General features: G+C 70.7%; 15 protein-coding genes. 8 read left to right on the top strand and 7 right to left on the bottom strand.

Annotation, left to right across the window (positions count from 1 at the left end; all coding sequences use genetic code 11):
- The first annotated feature begins 65 nt into the window (after positions 1-65).
- The 4 genes from ACIBEF_RS12450 (at position 66) to serA (ending at position 5,640) form a co-directional block, all read left to right on the top strand.
- Entirely contained in the window at positions 66-1,946 is a 1,881-nt protein-coding gene (locus ACIBEF_RS12450) for an acetolactate synthase large subunit (protein WP_396793502.1), read from the top strand.
- Positions 1,947-2,025: 79 nt separating this feature from the next.
- Entirely contained in the window at positions 2,026-2,541 is a 516-nt protein-coding gene (gene ilvN, locus ACIBEF_RS12445; RefSeq protein WP_088991111.1) for an acetolactate synthase small subunit, read from the top strand.
- Positions 2,542-2,636: 95 nt separating this feature from the next.
- Entirely contained in the window at positions 2,637-3,650 is a 1,014-nt protein-coding gene (gene ilvC, locus ACIBEF_RS12440; protein WP_357200833.1) for a ketol-acid reductoisomerase, read from the top strand.
- A 391-nt stretch (positions 3,651-4,041) separates the two neighbouring features.
- Positions 4,042-5,640: a phosphoglycerate dehydrogenase gene (serA, locus tag ACIBEF_RS12435; RefSeq protein ID WP_396793501.1), complete on the top strand. Its 1,599-nt coding sequence runs from the start codon at positions 4,042-4,044 to the stop codon at positions 5,638-5,640.
- Positions 5,641-5,715: 75 nt separating this feature from the next.
- On the opposite strand, the gene ACIBEF_RS12430 is transcribed toward serA, so the two are convergent.
- Positions 5,716-6,072: a hypothetical protein gene (locus ACIBEF_RS12430; protein WP_091393184.1), complete on the bottom strand. Its 357-nt coding sequence runs from the start codon at positions 6,070-6,072 to the stop codon at positions 5,716-5,718.
- Between the two features lie 309 nt (positions 6,073-6,381).
- Positions 6,382-7,224: an FAD:protein FMN transferase gene (locus ACIBEF_RS12425; RefSeq protein WP_396793500.1), complete on the bottom strand. Its 843-nt coding sequence runs from the start codon at positions 7,222-7,224 to the stop codon at positions 6,382-6,384.
- Between the two features lie 226 nt (positions 7,225-7,450).
- Between ACIBEF_RS12425 and ACIBEF_RS12420 the strand changes: the two genes are divergently transcribed.
- The gene (locus tag ACIBEF_RS12420; protein ID WP_396793499.1) at positions 7,451-8,482 is read left to right on the top strand and encodes a 3-isopropylmalate dehydrogenase; all 1,032 of its coding nucleotides are present in this window, start codon (positions 7,451-7,453) and stop codon (positions 8,480-8,482) included.
- Between the two features lie 142 nt (positions 8,483-8,624).
- Positions 8,625-9,722, top strand: a complete 1,098-nt coding sequence (locus tag ACIBEF_RS12415; protein WP_355005302.1) for a branched-chain amino acid aminotransferase — start codon at positions 8,625-8,627, stop codon at positions 9,720-9,722.
- A gap of 51 nt (positions 9,723-9,773) precedes the next feature.
- Here the strand turns inward: ACIBEF_RS12415 and ACIBEF_RS12410 are convergent, their stop codons facing one another.
- The 4 genes from ACIBEF_RS12410 to ACIBEF_RS12395 all read right to left on the bottom strand — a co-directional run bounded on the left by ACIBEF_RS12410 (position 9,774) and on the right by ACIBEF_RS12395 (position 11,968).
- Positions 9,774-10,580, bottom strand: coding sequence for a tyrosine-protein phosphatase (locus ACIBEF_RS12410; protein ID WP_396793498.1), 807 nt, complete (start codon positions 10,578-10,580; stop codon positions 9,774-9,776).
- 19 nt (positions 10,581-10,599) lie between these two features.
- Positions 10,600-11,058, bottom strand: coding sequence for a PRC-barrel domain containing protein (locus ACIBEF_RS12405; protein ID WP_355005300.1), 459 nt, complete (start codon positions 11,056-11,058; stop codon positions 10,600-10,602).
- Positions 11,059-11,240: 182 nt separating this feature from the next.
- On the bottom strand, positions 11,241-11,771 hold the full coding sequence (locus tag ACIBEF_RS12400; RefSeq protein WP_396793497.1) for a carboxymuconolactone decarboxylase family protein: 531 nt from the start codon (positions 11,769-11,771) through the stop codon (positions 11,241-11,243).
- A 2-nt stretch (positions 11,772-11,773) separates the two neighbouring features.
- The gene (locus ACIBEF_RS12395) at positions 11,774-11,968 is read right to left on the bottom strand and encodes a hypothetical protein (RefSeq protein WP_396793496.1); all 195 of its coding nucleotides are present in this window, start codon (positions 11,966-11,968) and stop codon (positions 11,774-11,776) included.
- Between the two features lie 317 nt (positions 11,969-12,285).
- Here ACIBEF_RS12395 and cimA point away from each other — a divergent pair, with 317 nt between their 5' ends.
- The gene (gene cimA / locus ACIBEF_RS12390) at positions 12,286-13,869 is read left to right on the top strand and encodes a citramalate synthase (protein WP_396793495.1); all 1,584 of its coding nucleotides are present in this window, start codon (positions 12,286-12,288) and stop codon (positions 13,867-13,869) included.
- A 181-nt stretch (positions 13,870-14,050) separates the two neighbouring features.
- Here cimA and ACIBEF_RS12385 read toward each other — a convergent pair whose 3' ends face one another.
- Positions 14,051-15,037: an endonuclease/exonuclease/phosphatase family protein gene (locus ACIBEF_RS12385; RefSeq protein ID WP_396793567.1), complete on the bottom strand. Its 987-nt coding sequence runs from the start codon at positions 15,035-15,037 to the stop codon at positions 14,051-14,053.
- A gap of 341 nt (positions 15,038-15,378) precedes the next feature.
- Here ACIBEF_RS12385 and ACIBEF_RS12380 point away from each other — a divergent pair, with 341 nt between their 5' ends.
- Entirely contained in the window at positions 15,379-15,885 is a 507-nt protein-coding gene (locus tag ACIBEF_RS12380; protein WP_396793494.1) for a hypothetical protein, read from the top strand.
- The last annotated feature ends 181 nt before the right edge of the window (positions 15,886-16,066 follow it).

Genomic DNA, 16,066 nt, shown 5'->3' with positions numbered 1-16,066 from the left:
GGGCCCCGCCCGCGTCGCATCGCTTGACTAGCCACCAGCCACTCCAGCCGAAGGCCAGAACCGCCATGACGAGACCCACGCCCGAGACCCTCGCCCACACCGCCCGCCGGGCCCGCGCGGCCGTCGACCCGACCGTCGACGTCGACCAGGCCGCCACGCGCACGGCCAACCCGGCCGCCCCGGCGGTACGGCCCGCCGCCGCGACCCCGATCTCCGGGGCCAGCTCGCTCGTGCGGTCCCTCGAGGCGCTCGAGGTCGACGTCGTCTTCGGCATTCCGGGCGGCGCGATCCTGCCGGCGTACGACCCGCTCTACGACTCGACGGTCCGGCACATCCTGGTGCGGCACGAGCAGGGCGCGGGGCATGCGGCGACCGGCTACGCGCAGGCCACCGGCAAGGTCGGGGTCTGTATCGCCACCTCCGGCCCGGGCGCGACGAACCTGGTCACCCCGATCGCGGACGCGTACATGGACTCGGTGGCGATGGTGGCCATCACCGGGCAGGTGGCCAGCCCGTTGATCGGCACCGACGGCTTCCAGGAAGCGGACATCCAGGGCATCACCCTGCCGATCACCAAGCACAACTTCCTCGTGCAGAACGCCGAGGAGATCCCCCGGGTGCTGGCCGAGGCGTTCCACCTGGCCAGCAGCGGGCGACCCGGCCCGGTGCTGGTCGACATCCCCAAGGACGTGCTCCAGGCGCAGACCACCTTCTCCTGGCCGCCCACCCTGGACCTGCCCGGCTACCGGCCCACCCTGCACCCGCACGGCAAGCAGATCCGGGAGGCGGCGCGGCTGATGGCCGCGGCCCGACGGCCGGTGCTCTACGTCGGCGGCGGGGTCCTCAAGGCCGGTGCCACCGACGGGCTGCGGCGGCTGGCCGAGCTGACCGGCATCCCGGTCGTCACCACGCTGATGGCGCTCGGCGCGTTCCCCGACTCGCATCAGCAGCACCTGGGAATGCCCGGCATGCACGGCACCGTCGCCGCGGTCTACGGCCTGCAGAAGGCGGATCTGATCGTCGCGCTCGGCGCACGCTTCGACGACCGGGTCACCGGCAAACTGGACTCGTTCGCCCCGGACGCGGCGGTGGTGCACGCGGACATCGACCCCGCCGAGATCGGCAAGAACCGGCACGTGGACGTGCCGATCGTCGGCGACGCCAAGCACGTCATCGACGAGCTGATCGCCGCCGTCACCGCCGAGCGGTCGGCGGGGCGCACCGCCGACCTCGGTGACTGGTGGACGCAGCTGAACGACCTGCGCGACCGTTATCCGCTGGGCTACGACGAGCCGGTCGACGGGACCCTGTCCCCGCAGTACGTGATCAAGCGGCTGGGCGAGATCGTCGGCCCGGACGCGATCTTCGTGGCCGGGGTGGGCCAGCACCAGATGTGGGCGTCGCAGTTCATCTCCTACGAGAAGCCGTACACCTGGTTGAATTCCGGCGGTCTCGGCACGATGGGTTACGCGGTGCCGGCGGCGATGGGCGCCAAGGTCGGCAAGCCGGACACTGTGGTCTGGGCGGTGGACGGGGACGGCTGCTTCCAGATGACCAACCAGGAGTTGGCCACCTGCGCGTTGGAGGGCATCCCGGTCAAGATCGCCGTCATCAACAACGGCAACCTCGGCATGGTCCGGCAGTGGCAGACGCTGTTCTACAACGAGCGTTACTCCAACACCGAGCTCGGCACCCACAAGCACCGCATCCCCGACTTCGTCAAGCTCGCCGAGGCTCTGGGCTGCGTCGGGCTGCGGTGCGAGAGCGCGGATGACGTGGACAAGACCATCGCCGCCGCCATGGAGATCAACGACGCCCCCGTGGTGATCGACTTCGTGGTCGGCAAGGACGCGATGGTCTGGCCGATGGTCGCCGCCGGCACCAGCAACGACGAGATCATGTTCGCCCGTGGCGTCCGCCCGGTCTTCGACGAGGATGACATTTAATGAGTGAGCGAAGCGAACGAATCATCAAGCTCAGTGATGCGCATGGTCATGCCATGACCGAGCGAAGCGAGGCCGTGGCATGACCATGCACACCCTGTCCGTGCTGGTGGAGAACAAGCCGGGCGTGCTCGCCCGGGTCTCCGGCCTGTTCTCCCGGCGCGGCTTCAACATCGACAGCCTGGCGGTCGGCGAGACCGAGAACCCGGACGTCTCCCGGATCACCATCGTGGTCAACGCGGAGTCGTCCCCGCTGGAGCAGGTCACCAAGCAGCTGAACAAGCTCGTCAACGTGCTCAAGATCGTTGAGCTGGATCCCCAGGTCTCGGTCGCCCGGGAGTTGCTGCTGGTGAAGGTGCGCGCCGACCGGGCCGCGCGCTCGCAGGTGCTGGAGACGGTCAACCTGTTCCGCGCCCGGGTGGTCGACGTCGCACCGGACACACTGACCATCGAGGCCACCGGCACCCCGGACAAGCTCGACGCGCTCCTGCGCGACCTCGAGGCCTTCGGCATCAAGGAGATGGTCCAGTCCGGGCTGGTGGCCATCGGGCGCGGCTCGCGTTCGATCACCGCCGGCCCCGCGCTGCGGGCCGCCTGACCCGCCACCGGTCGGCCCTCGGCCGGCCGTCCGGCGAATTCATCCGCACAGACCACGACGGGCCGCCCCGGCCGTCGTACGAAAGGGAAGTTCTCATGAGCGTTGAGGTGTACTACGACGACGATGCCGACCTCGGCCTGATCCAGGCCAAGAAGGTCGCGGTGATCGGCTACGGCAGCCAGGGCCACGCCCACGCGCTGTCGCTGCGCGACTCCGGCGTCGACGTGGTGATCGGTCTGCCGGAGGGCTCGAAGAGCCGTCCCAAGGCTGAGGAGCAGGGCCTTCGGGTGCTCACGCCGGCCGAGGCCTCGGCCGAGGCCGACGTGATCATGGTGCTCGCACCGGACACCGCCCAGCGCAAGATCTATGCCGAGTCGATCGAGCCGCACCTGGCCCCCGGCAAGGCGATCTTCTTCGGCCACGGCTTCAACATCCGGTACGGCCTGATCAAGCCGCCGGCCGAGGTGGACGTGGCGATGGTCGCCCCCAAGGGCCCCGGCCACCTGGTCCGCCGCCAGTACAGCGACGGCAAGGGCGTGCCCTGTCTCGTCGCCGTCGAGCAGGACGCCAGCGGCAACGCGCTCGCGCTCGCTCTCGCGTACGCCAAGGGAATCGGCGGCACCCGCGCCGGCGCGATCAAGACCACCTTCACCGAGGAGACCGAGACCGACCTCTTCGGCGAGCAGGCGGTGCTCTGCGGCGGCGCCTCGGCGCTGGTGCAGACCGGTTTCGAGGTGCTCACCGAGGCGGGCTACGCCCCGGAGGTCGCCTACTTCGAGTGCCTGCACGAGCTGAAGCTGATCGTCGACCTCATGTACGAGGGCGGCATCGCGAAGATGCGTTACAGCATCTCCGACACCGCCGAGTACGGCGACCTCTCCCGCGGCTCGCGCATCATCGACTCCCGGGTCAAGGACGAGATGCGCAAGATCCTGGGTGAGATCCAGTCCGGCGAGTTCGCCCGCGAGTGGGTCGCCGAGGACGAGGCCGGCCGGCCCAACTTCACCAAGTGGCAGGCCGAGGGTGCGGCGCACCCGATCGAGGAGACCGGCAAGAAGCTGCGCGGCATGATGAGCTGGGTCGACCGTCCGATCACCGAGACCGCCTGACCCGTCCGACCGACGATCCACCGACAGCCCCTGGGCCGGCGCTCTCCCCAGCGCCGCCCCGGGGCTGCACGGCATGCTGCCGCCCGTCGATACGTCGGGCGGCAGTGCTCGTGCGCCACGACTCTTCCGCAGTGACCGGCTGACCAGCGCCGCCGGTGCTCGGCGCGGCCGGAGCAACCATGTCGGTTCGGTGAACGGCCGATGTCCGTCGCCCGACCGGGCGTGTGAGGGCACTCACCCCGAAGACCGGAACACGCCGACCAGCGGGGCCCCTACGATCGCCTGTAGGTGCAGCAGCCGGCACCTGACGGCCACGGCACGGATCAGCGCAGGGCGCAGTGCGGCGCCCCGCCGCCCGGGCCGATCGCATACACGACCTCTACGAGGACCGATGAATCCTGTCGTACTGATCGCCGAAGAACTCGCCCCCGCCGCCATCGAGGTGCTCGCCCACGACTTCGACGTCCGTCACGTCGACGGCACCGACCGTCCGGCCCTGCTCTCGGCGCTCTCCGAGGCCGACGCCGTCATCGTGCGCAGCGCGACCCAGATCGACGCCGAGGCGGTCGCCGCCGCGCCGCGACTAAAGGTGGTCGCCCGGGCGGGCGTCGGGCTGGACAACGTCGAGGTGCCGGCCGCCACCGCGCGGGGCGTCATGGTCGTCAACGCGCCCACCTCCAACATCGTCTCCGCCGCCGAGCAGGCCGTCGCGCTGCTGCTTGCCGTCGCCCGTAACACCGCGAGCGCCAGTTCCGCGCTCAAGGCGGGGGAGTGGAAGCGGTCGAAGTACACCGGCGTCGAGGTGCAGGGCAAGACCGTGGGCGTGGTCGGGCTCGGTCGTATCGGGGTGCTCTTCGCGTCTCGCATCGCCGCGTTCGGCACCCGGCTGATCGCGTACGACCCGTACATCCAGCCGGCCCGCGCGGCGCAGCTCGGCGTCCGCCTGGTCGGCCTGGAGGAGCTGCTGCGGGAGAGCGACTTCATCTCCATCCACCTGCCGAAGACGCCGGAGACGGTGGGGCTGATCGGTGAGAAGGAGCTGGCCCTCGTCAAGCCCGGCGTTCGAATCATCAACGCCGCCCGTGGCGGGCTGGTCGACGAGCAGGCGCTCGCGGACGCGATCGCCGAGGGTCGGGTCGCCGGTGCCGGTGTCGACGTGTACAGCAAGGAGCCGTGCACCTCGTCGCCGCTGTTCGCCTTCGACAACGTGGTGGCCACCCCGCACCTGGGCGCCTCCACCCACGAGGCGCAGGACAAGGCCGGTCTCGCCGTGGCCAAGAGCGTCAAGCTGGCGTTGCAGGGCGAGTTCGTTCCGGACGCGGTGAACGTGCAGGCCGGCGGTGTGGTCGCCGAGGACGTTCGGCCGCTGCTGCCGCTGGCGGAGAAGCTCGGCCGCGCGTTCACCGCTGTCGCCGGTGCGGTCGCCGCCAGCGTCACGGTCGAGGTCCGCGGTGAGATCGTCAGCCACGACGTGTCGGTGCTCAAGCTCGCCGCGACCAAGGGCCTGTTCAGCTCCGTGGTCGAGGAGCAGGTCACCTACGTCAACGCCCCGCACCTGGCCGCCGAGCGTGGCGTCGAGGTCACCCTGGCCACGCTGGCCGAGACGGCCGAGCAGCCGACCCTGGTCACGGTGCGCGGCGCGCTGCCGGACGGCCGGACGGTCAGTGTCTCCGGCACTGTCACCCACTCGGGCGCTCGGGACGTGCTGAAGCTGACCGAGGTGGACGGCTTCGACGTGGAGATCGGCGCGGAGGGCATCCTGCTCTTCCTGCGCTACGCGGACCGGCCCGGTGTGGTCGGCACGGTCGGTACCCTGCTCGGCGAGTCGGGCATCAACATCGCCGCCATGCAGGTGGCTCGTCGGGAGGCGGGCGGTGAGACGCTGATGACGCTCACCGTCGACCAGGCGCTCGGTGCCGACCTGCTCACGTCGGCCGCCGATTCGATCGGCGCCACCTCGGCCAGCGCCGCCGACCTGCGCGACGAGTAGTAGACGACAAACACCGTGGGGGGCCTGGCGATTCGCCGGGCCCCTCGTCATTTCCCGTCCGTGCCGCCGGTCAGGTCAGCCGGGCAGCCGCGCCGGCGGCGGGTAGACCGAGCCGTCCTGCGGGTCGAAGAGCATCAGCCCGTGCTCGCCGGCCAGCCGCTCGATGTCCAGCAGCACCTGGTCCGCGCAGGTCGGGTGCAGGTTCAGCTCGACGTGGTCGTGGGCCGCGTGCAGTGGTGCCACCGCCCACGGGCTGTTCGGGCCGGGGTGACGGTCCGGATAGGAGGCGGTGATCGCCCGGTAGAAGCTGACCACCCGCGGATCGGGGTAGCGGTCCACGTGCCGCCCCTGCCGGCAACCGTTGACCGCTGTCCGCACGTCCTCGGGCGTCGCCCCGTCCTCCAGGGCCCACACGCTCAGATCGAAACTCACGGCGGATAGCGTGCCATCCGTCGTTCATCATGTCGAAACTGCCTCGCCGCCGGTCAACCACCGATTACCACAGTCTCCGGTAGCGACGGTCCGGTGTGGAGACTCTTGCGTCGAGTTGCGTCGATTCGCTAGCGTACGCACTGCGGTCACTGGCCGAGTTCGAGGCGCCGGCCCGTCTTCGGGTGGCGCGGTCGACGTCCGGCCCGACCGGTCCGCACCCCTCGGTTGTGCGAGCCACGCGCACTCGTCGCTGACCGGCCCCCACTGTCGTTGCCGAGACCGTGGGGGCCGATCGCTACTGCGTTCCGCTCAGCGACGGTGGGCGAAGAGCGCGCGATAGTCGGAGTTGCCCCGGAACCACGCCAGGCCGGTGGGGCCGGCGGCGTAGAGCGCTGTGGCGTAGGCGTCGGCGATCGTCAGGTCCGGGCCCACCACCGTGGCGGCGACGAGGTGATCGGCCGGCTCGCCGGTGTGCGGGTCCACCACGTGCCCCTGCCGCCCGCTCACCCCGGAGGTGCCGACCGCGCCGGCGGTCATCTCCAGCACCAGCGGCGCGCGCTCGGGTGCGGTCGGGTGGTGCACCGCGACCCGCCAGGGACCGCCGTGCGGTGCGCGGCCCCGGACGACGAGGTCAGCGCCGGTGAGTACGGCGTAGTCGTGGATGCCGGCGTTGCGCAGTCGCTCGGCGGCCCGTTCCACAGCCCAACCGCCGAGCAGGCCGCCCGGGTCGAAGCCGCCGGGCACCGCCCAGGCGTCGAACCACCCGTCGGTGGCCGCGCGCATCGCGGCGCAGCGGTCCACCAGATCGGCGAGCGGCGGGTACGACTCCGGGCTGATCTCGCCCCGACGCAGCCGGGAGACCAGGCTCTCCGGCCGGTTGGGCCCGTAGGTGAGGTCGATGGCGCGCAACTCGGCGACGCTGTCCCGCAACGCCTCGCCCACGCCCCGACGGCCGAGCCACTCGGGGGCGTTGAGCAGCAGGGTGTACTCGGCGGTCGCGGTGCGTACGGTGTGCTGCACCGCGATCCGGCCCTCGGTGGCGGCGGCCGGGTCGATCCGGTGACGGCGGCTGCCGAGTCGAAGGTCCGGCCGGCGGTTGCGGAACGCGGACGTGTCCGGCCAGCGGGTCCGCGGCTGCTCGTCGATGCGCATCGCATCTGCCCCCTCGCACTTGGTGCCGCGTCACCGCGACCCCGTTGGTCAGCAGGCCCCCGCGACCCACTGAGTACTACCGTAGGCAGCGGAGATGACCGCCTCATGAGTCCCAGCTGAGAGGGTGCTGTGCATCCGGGAATCCCAAATTGTGGACGCCGCGTACCGGGAGGCGGGACGGCGACGTACCGTTGCCCGAACAACCGTTGAGCAGAGGAGTGCGGTCGTGGCGCGGATCGCGGTGGTGGCCGGAGATGGCATCGGGCCCGAGGTGGTCGCGCAGGCCCGCAAGGTCCTCGACGCGGTGCTGCCCGGCGTGCAGGCCACTGAGTACGACCTCGGCGCCGCCCGCTGGCACCGTACCGGAGAGGTGCTCCCCGACTCGGTGCTGACCGAGCTGGCCGGACACGACGCGATCCTGCTCGGCGCGGTCGGTGACCCGACGGTCCCGCCGGGCGTGCTGGAGCGTGGGCTGCTGCTCAAGCTCCGTTTCGCCTTCGACCAGTACGTCAACCTGCGCCCGTCCCGGCTCTGGCCCGGGGTCGCCGGCCCGCTGGGCAACGTGAAGCCGGGCGAGGTCGACCTCGTGGTGGTGCGCGAGGGCACCGAGGGGCTCTACGCCGGTGCCGGTGGTTCCCTGCACCGGGACACCCCGGCCGAGGTCGCCACCGAGGAGAGCCTGAACACCCGGCACGGCGTGGAGCGCGTGATCCGCGACGCGTTCGCCCGCGCCGGCCGCCGGGAACGGCGCAAGGTCACCCTCGTGCACAAGACCAACGTGCTCACCCACGCCGGGTCGCTCTGGGCGCGTACGTTCGACGCGGTCGCCGCCGAGCACCCGGACATCGAGACCGAGTACCAGCACGTCGACGCGGCGGCCATGTTCCTGGTCACCCAGCCGCAGCGCTACGACGTGGTGGTCACCGACAACCTCTTCGGCGACATCCTCACCGACATCGCCGCGGCCGTCACCGGCGGCATCGGGCTGGCCGCCAGCGGTTGCATCAACCCCGAGGGGGCGTACCCCTCGATGTTCGAGCCGGTGCACGGCTCGGCGCCGGACATCGCCGGGCAGGGCATCGCCGACCCGGTCGCCGCGGTGCTCTCCGCCGCGTTGCTGCTGGAGCAGCTCGGGCACAGCGAGTCGGCCGCTCGGGTCAACGCGGCGGTCGCCGCCGAGCTGGCCAGCCGCGTGCCGGGCGTGACGCTGCGTACCGAAGAGGTCGGCGACCGGCTCGCCGCCCACGCCGTAGCCTGATCACCCCGGCCCGCGTGGCGACCGGTCTGCCACAGGCAGCCGACCGGCGTTACCCGCTGAACGAGCGTTCGGGGTAAGTTTCTGGCACAGCCATGTCGGTGTGCGGTCCCGCATGCCGTTGTCCCGCAGGGAGGTCAGCGCGATGAGCGGTGGTGACAAGCTCGACTTCGAGATCCGTCCGAATCTCGCGCCGGTATCCGTCGCCGATCGGGCCGCACTGTTGACCAACCCCGGGTTCGGCCGGGTGTTCACCGACCACATGGTCACCGTCCGCTACGCCGACGGCAAGGGCTGGTACGACGCCCGGGTGGAGGCCCGAGCCCCGATCCCGATGGACCCGGCCAGCGCGGTGCTGCACTACGCGCAGGAGATCTTCGAAGGGCTCAAGGCGTACCGCACTGCCGACGGTGGCGTGACGATGTTCCGGCCGGACGCCAACGCGGCCCGCTTCGCCACCTCCGCACAGCGGATGGCGATGCCGGTGCTGCCGCCGGACGTGTTCGTCGACTCGCTGCACAAGCTCATCGAGATCGACCGGGAGTGGATCCCGACCGGCGAGGACGGCAGCCTCTACCTGCGGCCGTTCATGTTCGCCAGCGAGGTCTTCCTCGGCGTCCGGCCGGCCAACGAGTACCTCTACATGGTGATCGCCTCACCGGTCGGGGCGTACTTCACCGGTGGCGTCAAGCCGGTCACCGTCTGGGTCTCCCCGGACTACACGCGGGCCGCGCCCGGTGGCACCGGCGCGGCCAAGTGCGGCGGCAACTACGCCGCGTCGCTCGCCGCCCAGGCGGAGGCCATCGAGGCCGGCTGCGACCAGGTCGTCTTCCTGGACGCGGTGGAGCGCCGGTTCGTCGACGAGCTGGGCGGGATGAACGTCTTCTTCGTCTACGACGACGGCACAGTGGTCACCCCACCGTTGACCGGCACGATCCTGCCGGGCATCACCCGCGACGCCGTCCTCGCGCTGGCCGCCGGGGCCGGACACCAGGTCGAGGAGCGGCCGGTCAGCTTCGCCGACTGGCAGGCCGACGCCGCCAGCGGACGCCTGAAGGAGGTGTTCGCCTGCGGCACCGCCGCGGTGGTCACCCCGATCGGTGGGGTCCGCTTCCCGGACGGCGAGTTCCTGATCGGTGGTGGCGAGCCCGGTCAGGTCACCATGGCCCTGCGTCAGCAGTTGGTCGACATCCAGCGGGGCAAGGCGGCCGACCCGCACGGCTGGGTGCAGCGGGTCTTCTGATCTCCGTCGCCGCGCCGGCCCGTCCACCCGGACGGGCCGGCACAGTCGGCGCTACGCGTCGTTGGGCTGCGCCTCAGTGGGCTCGTCGAGCAGGTGGTCGCGGAGCGCGGCGAGCTGTTCCTCGGTCACCCCGGCGTGGCGCAGGTACGCCTCGACCGAGCCGTGCCCGGCGCGCAACTCGTCGAGGAAGATCTGCATCGCCTCCGCGGGTGAGCTCAGGAACGGTGCCGGCACGTTCACGCCCCCCGGGGTGACCGAAGCCAGCCAGGCGCTGTACCGGGCCGACGCCACACTGCTCAACGCGTAGTCCGCGGTGATGTCCGCGTCGTCGACGCCGAGCACGGCGAGGGTCAACGCGCACACGATGCCGGTGCGGTCCTTGCCGGCGACGCAGTGCACCACCACCGGGGCGTTGGCGGAGTCGGCGATCAGGCCCACCGCCTCGGCCAGCCCGGCGGTGCCGGTCTGGGCCAGGTCGGCGTACCGGTCCGCGAGGTACCGGGCCAGGCTGGCGCCCTCCTCGTGCGGCGTACCCGCCCAGTCGGCGTGCTCCGGGTGGATGTTCCGGTAGGTCAGTCCCTGGTACTCCGGCACCCGGCCGTCGCGCTCCACCTCGGTGGGGCGGCGCAGGTCGATGACGGTGCGGATCCCGATCGCGGCGAACGCGTCGCGGTCCTGCTCGGTGAGGCGGTGCAGCGAGTCGGAGCGGTAGAGCCGACCTCGGCGTACCGGCCGGTCGTCGTGGCCGAGGTGGCCACCGACGTCGCGGAAGTTGAAGGTGGCGGGGAGCGAGAGCTGGGGGTTGTTCTCGGTGACGTCCACGTTCACACGGTAACGGCCGGTGGGGCGGTGCCCCACCGGCCGTCGGGTCGAACAGTCAGCGTGCGGTGCCGGGCGGGAGCGCGCCGTACGTCTCGTCGTAGTAGCCGCCGAGCTGATCCCGGTAGCTCGGGTCGCTGTGGCTGGTCTCGTCGTACTCCGGGGCGGCCTTGATCTGGTCCTGGGTCCGGTCGACGGAGACGGTGCGCTGGTCGTGGTCGACCTGGTTGACGGTGCCGGCCGGCAACATCACCTTCTTGCCGAAGATCCAGGGTCCGGTGTCCACGACCAGGTAGCTGCCGCCCACCTCGTGACTGGCGCTGTCGATCTTGCCAATTCCCCCGTCGGTGGCCTCGACCTTGTAGCCGACCAGGTCGACGTCGGCCACGCCGGCCTGGTCCCGGTAGCGCCAGGGGTCGAACGTGCCGGCCGGCGCACCGCCGGGCACCGCGCCCTGGTCGCCGCCGCGCAGCGGGTCCGGCCCCGCGTGGGTGGCGTGCGGATCGATCCTGTCCATGCCGTTCACTCCTGACTGTCGCCGATCGTCTCGCCGAAGGTGGGTGCGTCCCCGCAGGAGCTACCCGGCCGTCGGGGGCCGGAAACGGCGATCAGGCCGTGGCACGGCCGCTGTACGGCGACGGGCCGCTGTACGGCGAGGGGCCGCGAAGTGCGGCGTCGGCCCGTTTCGGGCGGCCGTGTTCAGGCCAGGGCGGTCTCGGCGTCCAGGGTGACCGCCGCGGCGTGCACCACGGCGGAGATCCGCAGGGCCTCGTGCAGTTGCTCCCGGGTGAAGCCGCTGCCGCGCAGCTTCTTCTCGTGCAGCTCCAGGCACACTTCACACCCGTTGATGGCCGACACGGCGAAGCACCAGAGTTCGAAGTCGCCCTTGTCCACCCCCGGCCTCGCGATGATCCGCATCCGCAGTCGGGCCGGCATCGAGGCGTACAGCTCGTCGCCGATCAGGTGCTTGGCCCGGTAGTAGATGTTGTTCATCGCCATGATCGCCGCAGCACCCTTGGCCGCCTCGACGCCTTCCGGCCCGAGGTGCCCGAGCGCCTCGGCCGCGAACTCCCGCAACACCACCGGGCTGCGAGCGGTCACCGCGCAGGCCAGCGCGACGCCCCAGGTCTGTGGCGGGGTCAACGCCGAGGAACCGATTGTGGCGCCCAGGTTGAGCCTGATGTCGTTGGCGTACTCCGGCAGAGCTGCCTTGATCGCGTCCAGGCCCATGGTCAGAACCCGGCGGCGGAGGTCTCGTCGGCGATCCCCGTCGGGCTGATGGTGGTGAAACCCATCGGCCCGACGAAGACCACACACCACGTGCCCTCGTGGGACGTGTGGTTGACCGCCGTGGACGCGTTGTTGGCGCCCAGCGATACGCAGGCGGCGAGGCCGTGCTCAGGTAATCGGTCACTGACGGTGAGCACAGGTCCTCCTTGCTGACGGCACGGTGGCCATCATCGGATCCGTTCCCGATGCTCTCGCATGGCTGGTTCCCCCGATGAGTGGCCCAGGTGGCTTGTGAAGCCGATCACGAGCGGCGGTTCGGGGCGTACCAACCCTCCGTCACCATCCCGCTATATGGATTGTTCCTCCCACATTCGGGAGAGGGGTGGCAGAGTGGCCATCGTGACCAGCACCGCCCTGATTATTGCGACCTAGCGCGCCGGCTCTCCCCTCTGCCGAGCGCGCAGACCTCCCGCATCCGCGGGAGGTCTTTTTGTTGCTCCGAGAAAGGATCCTGATGACGTTCCAGGTCTTCGACACCACGTTGCGCGACGGCGCTCAGCGCGAGGGGCTCACCTACTCGGTGGTCGACAAGCTGGCCGTGGCCCGGCTGCTCGACGAGTTCGGCGTCGGCTTCATCGAAGGCGGCTGGCCGGGCGCGGTGCCCAAGGACACCGAGTTCTTCCGCCGTGCCCGCACAGAACTGGACCTGCGGCACGCCGTACTCGTCGCGTTCGGCGCCACCCGTAAGGCCGGCGTCGCGGTCGCGGACGACCCCCAGGTACGCGCCCTGCTGGACGCGCAGACCCCGGCCGTGGCCCTGGTCGCCAAGGCCGACACCCGGCACGTCGAGCGCGCGCTGCGCACCACCGGCGCGGAGAACCTCGCGATGATCCACGACACCGTCAACCACCTCGTCCGCGAGGGCCGACGGGTCTTCGTCGACGGCGAACACTTCTTCGACGGCTACCGGCACGACCCCGCGTACGGCGCCGCCGTGGTGCAGACCGCGCTCGCCGCCGGCGCCGAGCGGATGGTGCTCTGCGACACCAACGGCGGCATGCTGCCGTCCCAGGTGACCGCCGTGATCCAGGACCTGACGAACCGGCTGGGGATCGACGCCGGGCTGCTCGGTATGCACGCCCAGAACGACACCTCCTGCGCGGTGGCCAACACCATCGCCGCCGTCGAGGCGGGCGTCCGCCACGTGCAGGGCACCGCCAACGGGTACGGCGAGCGCCCAGGCAACGCCGACATCTTCGCGGTCGTCGCCAACCTTCAACTCAAGCTCGGCATGCCCGTCCTACCGGAGGGCTGCCTGGCGCAGATGGTGCGGGTCTCGCACGCCATCGCCGAGATCGCCAACATCGCCCCCGACACCCACCAGGCGTACGCCGGGGCCGCTGCCTTCGCCCACAAGGCGGGGCTGCACGCGAGCGCGATCAAGGTCGACCCGTTGCTCTACAACCACGTGGACCCGTCGGTGGTGGGCAACGACATGCGGATCCTCATCACGGAGATGGCCGGTCGGGCCAGCGTCGAGCTCAAGAGTCGTGAGCTCGGCCTGGACCTGGCCGCCAGCCCGGACGCCCTGAACCGGGTCACCAAGCGGGTCAAGGAGCTGGAGGCGGGTGGCTGGTCGTTCGAGGCGGCCGACGCCTCGTTCGAGCTGCTGGTCCGCTCCGAGATGCCGGAGGGCAGCCCGGCCCGACCGTTCACCCTGGAGTCGTACCGGGTGTTGGTCGAGCACCGTGAGGACGGCGCTGTGGTCTCCGAGGCGACCGTCAAGATCCGGGTTCGCGGTGAGCGGGTGATCGCCACCGCCGAGGGCAACGGCCCGGTCAACGCCCTCGACGAGGCGCTGCGGGTGGGGCTGGCGCGGCACTATCCACAACTGCGCGACTTCGAGTTGGCCGACTACAAGGTGCGGATTCTGGAGGGGAGTCACGGCACCGGCGCGGTCACCCGGGTCCTGCTGGAAACCTCCGACGGCGGCGGCCGGGACTGGACCACTGTCGGCGTCCACCCCAACGTGGTCGAGGCCAGCTGGCACGCCCTGGTAGACGCCCTGACCTACGGCCTAGCCCCCACCTCCGTCTAACCCCCACCCCGCCCCTCCCGTCCCACCCCACCCCACCCCCACCCCCACCCTCGCCCCCACCCTCGCCCTCGCCCTCGCCGATCTTGCACTTTGTGTTGATGGTCTGCGGCTTCTGTCGCTGATGTCGGGACAGTAAGTGCAAGATCGACGAGAGCGGGGGTGGGGTGCGGGGCCGGGGGGGTTAACGGGTTAGGGGGAGGGTGAGGGTGGCTTGGACGGGGCGGTGGTCGCTGCCGGGGAGGGTGAACACCTCGACTGAGCGGACCGCTATCCGGTGGTCGACCAGGACGTGGTCGATGGTGACGGGTGGGATGAGGTCACCGTCGTAGGGACCCCAGGTGCCGGTCAGGCCCGCCCCGGTGGCGTCGGCGGCGTCGACGTAACCGCTGCGCAGCAGTGCCCGCAGTGGACCGTGGTCGAGGGTCGCGTTGAAGTCTCCGGCGAGGATCCGCAGGCCACCGTCCGGGGTGGCCGGTGGTTGGGCGGTCAGGTCGGCCCGCCAGGCACCCACCTGGTCCAGCGCGTACGGCGCCGAGGGGTGGGCCGACTCGACGCTAACCGGGGGCCCGCCGGGGACGGACACCGTCGCGTACGCCTGGCTGAAGCCCCAGCCCTCGAGGTTGCGTCGGACGCCACCGTCGGTGAGGGGCCACCGCGAGTAGAGCCCGGAGCCGGGCGTGCCGATCTCGGGGTTGAGCTGCCGGTGCGGCAGCAGCGTGGCGAGGCCGAGTTGATCCAGGGCGGCCTGCGCGTCCGGCGTGAACTCCTGCACGGTGAGCACGTCCACCTGGTGTCGCCGGACCAGCTCCACCAGTGTCCGCGCGTCGCCCGCGCCGGCGAGCAGATTGGCGGTGAGCAGCCGCACGGTCGGCCCGGCCGCTGCCGGCTGCGGGTTGGCCAGCGCCCGAGGTGCGACGGTACCGAGCAACGCCACCGCCGCCAGGGCCGCGACCGCCGCCGGCCACCAGCGCCGCAGGGCGAGCGCGAGGGCCAGGACCAGCACGCTGACTCCCGCGACGTACGGCGTGAACGCGAGCGCCTGCACCAACGGCCCCCGGTCCAGGCTGAGCAGTCGGACCCCCGCCCAGAGGGCGGTGGGTACGACGGCAAGCCAGCAGAGCACAGTGCCGAGCCGGGCGCTCCGGTGCGCGGGTTGAGCGTCGACGATCACGAAGATGATCGTAGTCGGGCCCGACATGCCCATTTCATGAATGGTGATGCGCTCACATTTCACTATTGTCTGACGGTTGGTTGACACCCCGGAAAAGCGAGATCAACTATTGACTGGCAGCTTTTTCCGGTGCTACGTTCCATCTGGCTTAAACGACGCAACTCTGAGTAGTAACAGCAGCTCAGAGGGGATGCAGATTACCGAGAAATCAATCTCGGAGGGTGTGAGCAAGGCAGCTTTCCCCCGCCCAACTGTCGTCGTACGCCTATTTGTTGGCAGTCATCCGTCCCGCCTTGCGGGTCGGCCGAATTCGCACGCTCACACAAGGGGGACCTGTCATGAGCACATCCTTCCGACGTAAGGTGGCGGCGGTCACGTTCGCTGTCCTGGGGCTCAGTCTCGCCGGCGGGGGCATCGCTATCGCCCAGCCGCAGGCGTTGGCGCCGCAGGAGGCGGTCCAGCCGGCACGCGGCACGAACTCCCAGCCGCCGGTCAGCGCCGAGTCGGCGCGTATCGCGAAAGCCGCGCTGAAGGCGAGCGCGGCCACCCCACTGGTGGCCACCAACGTCTTCACCGTCGTCAACTCCAACGGCACCAAGGCGCGCGGCACCGGCACCGTGGTCAAGTACGGCGTCGGGGAGTACGAGGTGATTTTCGGCTACAACGTCTCGGCCGGTGCCTTCCTGGCCACCCTGTCGCTGTCCGGCTCCTGCTGCATTCCGCCCGGCGGCGAGGTCTCGGTCGCCCCGCGGTTGCTGACGCCCAACGCGGTCTTCGTGCAGACCCGCAACTCGGCCGGGACACCGGCCAACCTGGGCTTCACCCTGCTCACCCACACACCCTGACCGAACCGACACCCGGCCCCCGTCGCATCCGGCGCGGGGGCCGGACCCTGTCCGCTCAGCGTGCCGGCCCGTCGGCCGCTACCTCGGACAACCCGATCCGCTCGACTTTCGCCCAAGTCGGGGTGTCCTGAGTATGCCGACGCCCCGACGTCCCTGAACCAGAGCGGATCAGCGCGCTCGA

It is taken from the genome of Micromonospora sp. NPDC050795 (assembly GCF_044456785.1).
In the GTDB taxonomy this organism is placed as follows: domain Bacteria; phylum Actinomycetota; class Actinomycetes; order Mycobacteriales; family Micromonosporaceae; genus Micromonospora.
This window is presented reverse-complemented; position numbering and strand designations above follow the sequence as displayed.

Excerpts from the sequence above, each read along its gene's own strand:
- ACIBEF_RS12425 (WP_396793500.1), bottom strand. The coding sequence starts at position 7,224 with ATGCGCATCGACGAGCAGCCGCGGACCCGCTGGCCGGACACGTCCGCG.
- cimA (WP_396793495.1), top strand. The coding sequence starts at position 12,286 with ATGACGTTCCAGGTCTTCGACACCACGTTGCGCGACGGCGCTCAGCGC.
- ACIBEF_RS12405 (WP_355005300.1), bottom strand. The coding sequence starts at position 11,058 with ATGGACAGGATCGATCCGCACGCCACCCACGCGGGGCCGGACCCGCTG.
- ilvN (WP_088991111.1), top strand. The coding sequence starts at position 2,026 with ATGACCATGCACACCCTGTCCGTGCTGGTGGAGAACAAGCCGGGCGTG.
- ACIBEF_RS12450 (WP_396793502.1), top strand. The coding sequence starts at position 66 with ATGACGAGACCCACGCCCGAGACCCTCGCCCACACCGCCCGCCGGGCC.
- ACIBEF_RS12380 (WP_396793494.1), top strand. The coding sequence starts at position 15,379 with ATGAGCACATCCTTCCGACGTAAGGTGGCGGCGGTCACGTTCGCTGTC.
- serA (WP_396793501.1), top strand. The coding sequence starts at position 4,042 with ATGAATCCTGTCGTACTGATCGCCGAAGAACTCGCCCCCGCCGCCATC.
- ACIBEF_RS12400 (WP_396793497.1), bottom strand. The coding sequence starts at position 11,771 with ATGGGCCTGGACGCGATCAAGGCAGCTCTGCCGGAGTACGCCAACGAC.
- ilvC (WP_357200833.1), top strand. The coding sequence starts at position 2,637 with ATGAGCGTTGAGGTGTACTACGACGACGATGCCGACCTCGGCCTGATC.
- ACIBEF_RS12415 (WP_355005302.1), top strand. The coding sequence starts at position 8,625 with ATGAGCGGTGGTGACAAGCTCGACTTCGAGATCCGTCCGAATCTCGCG.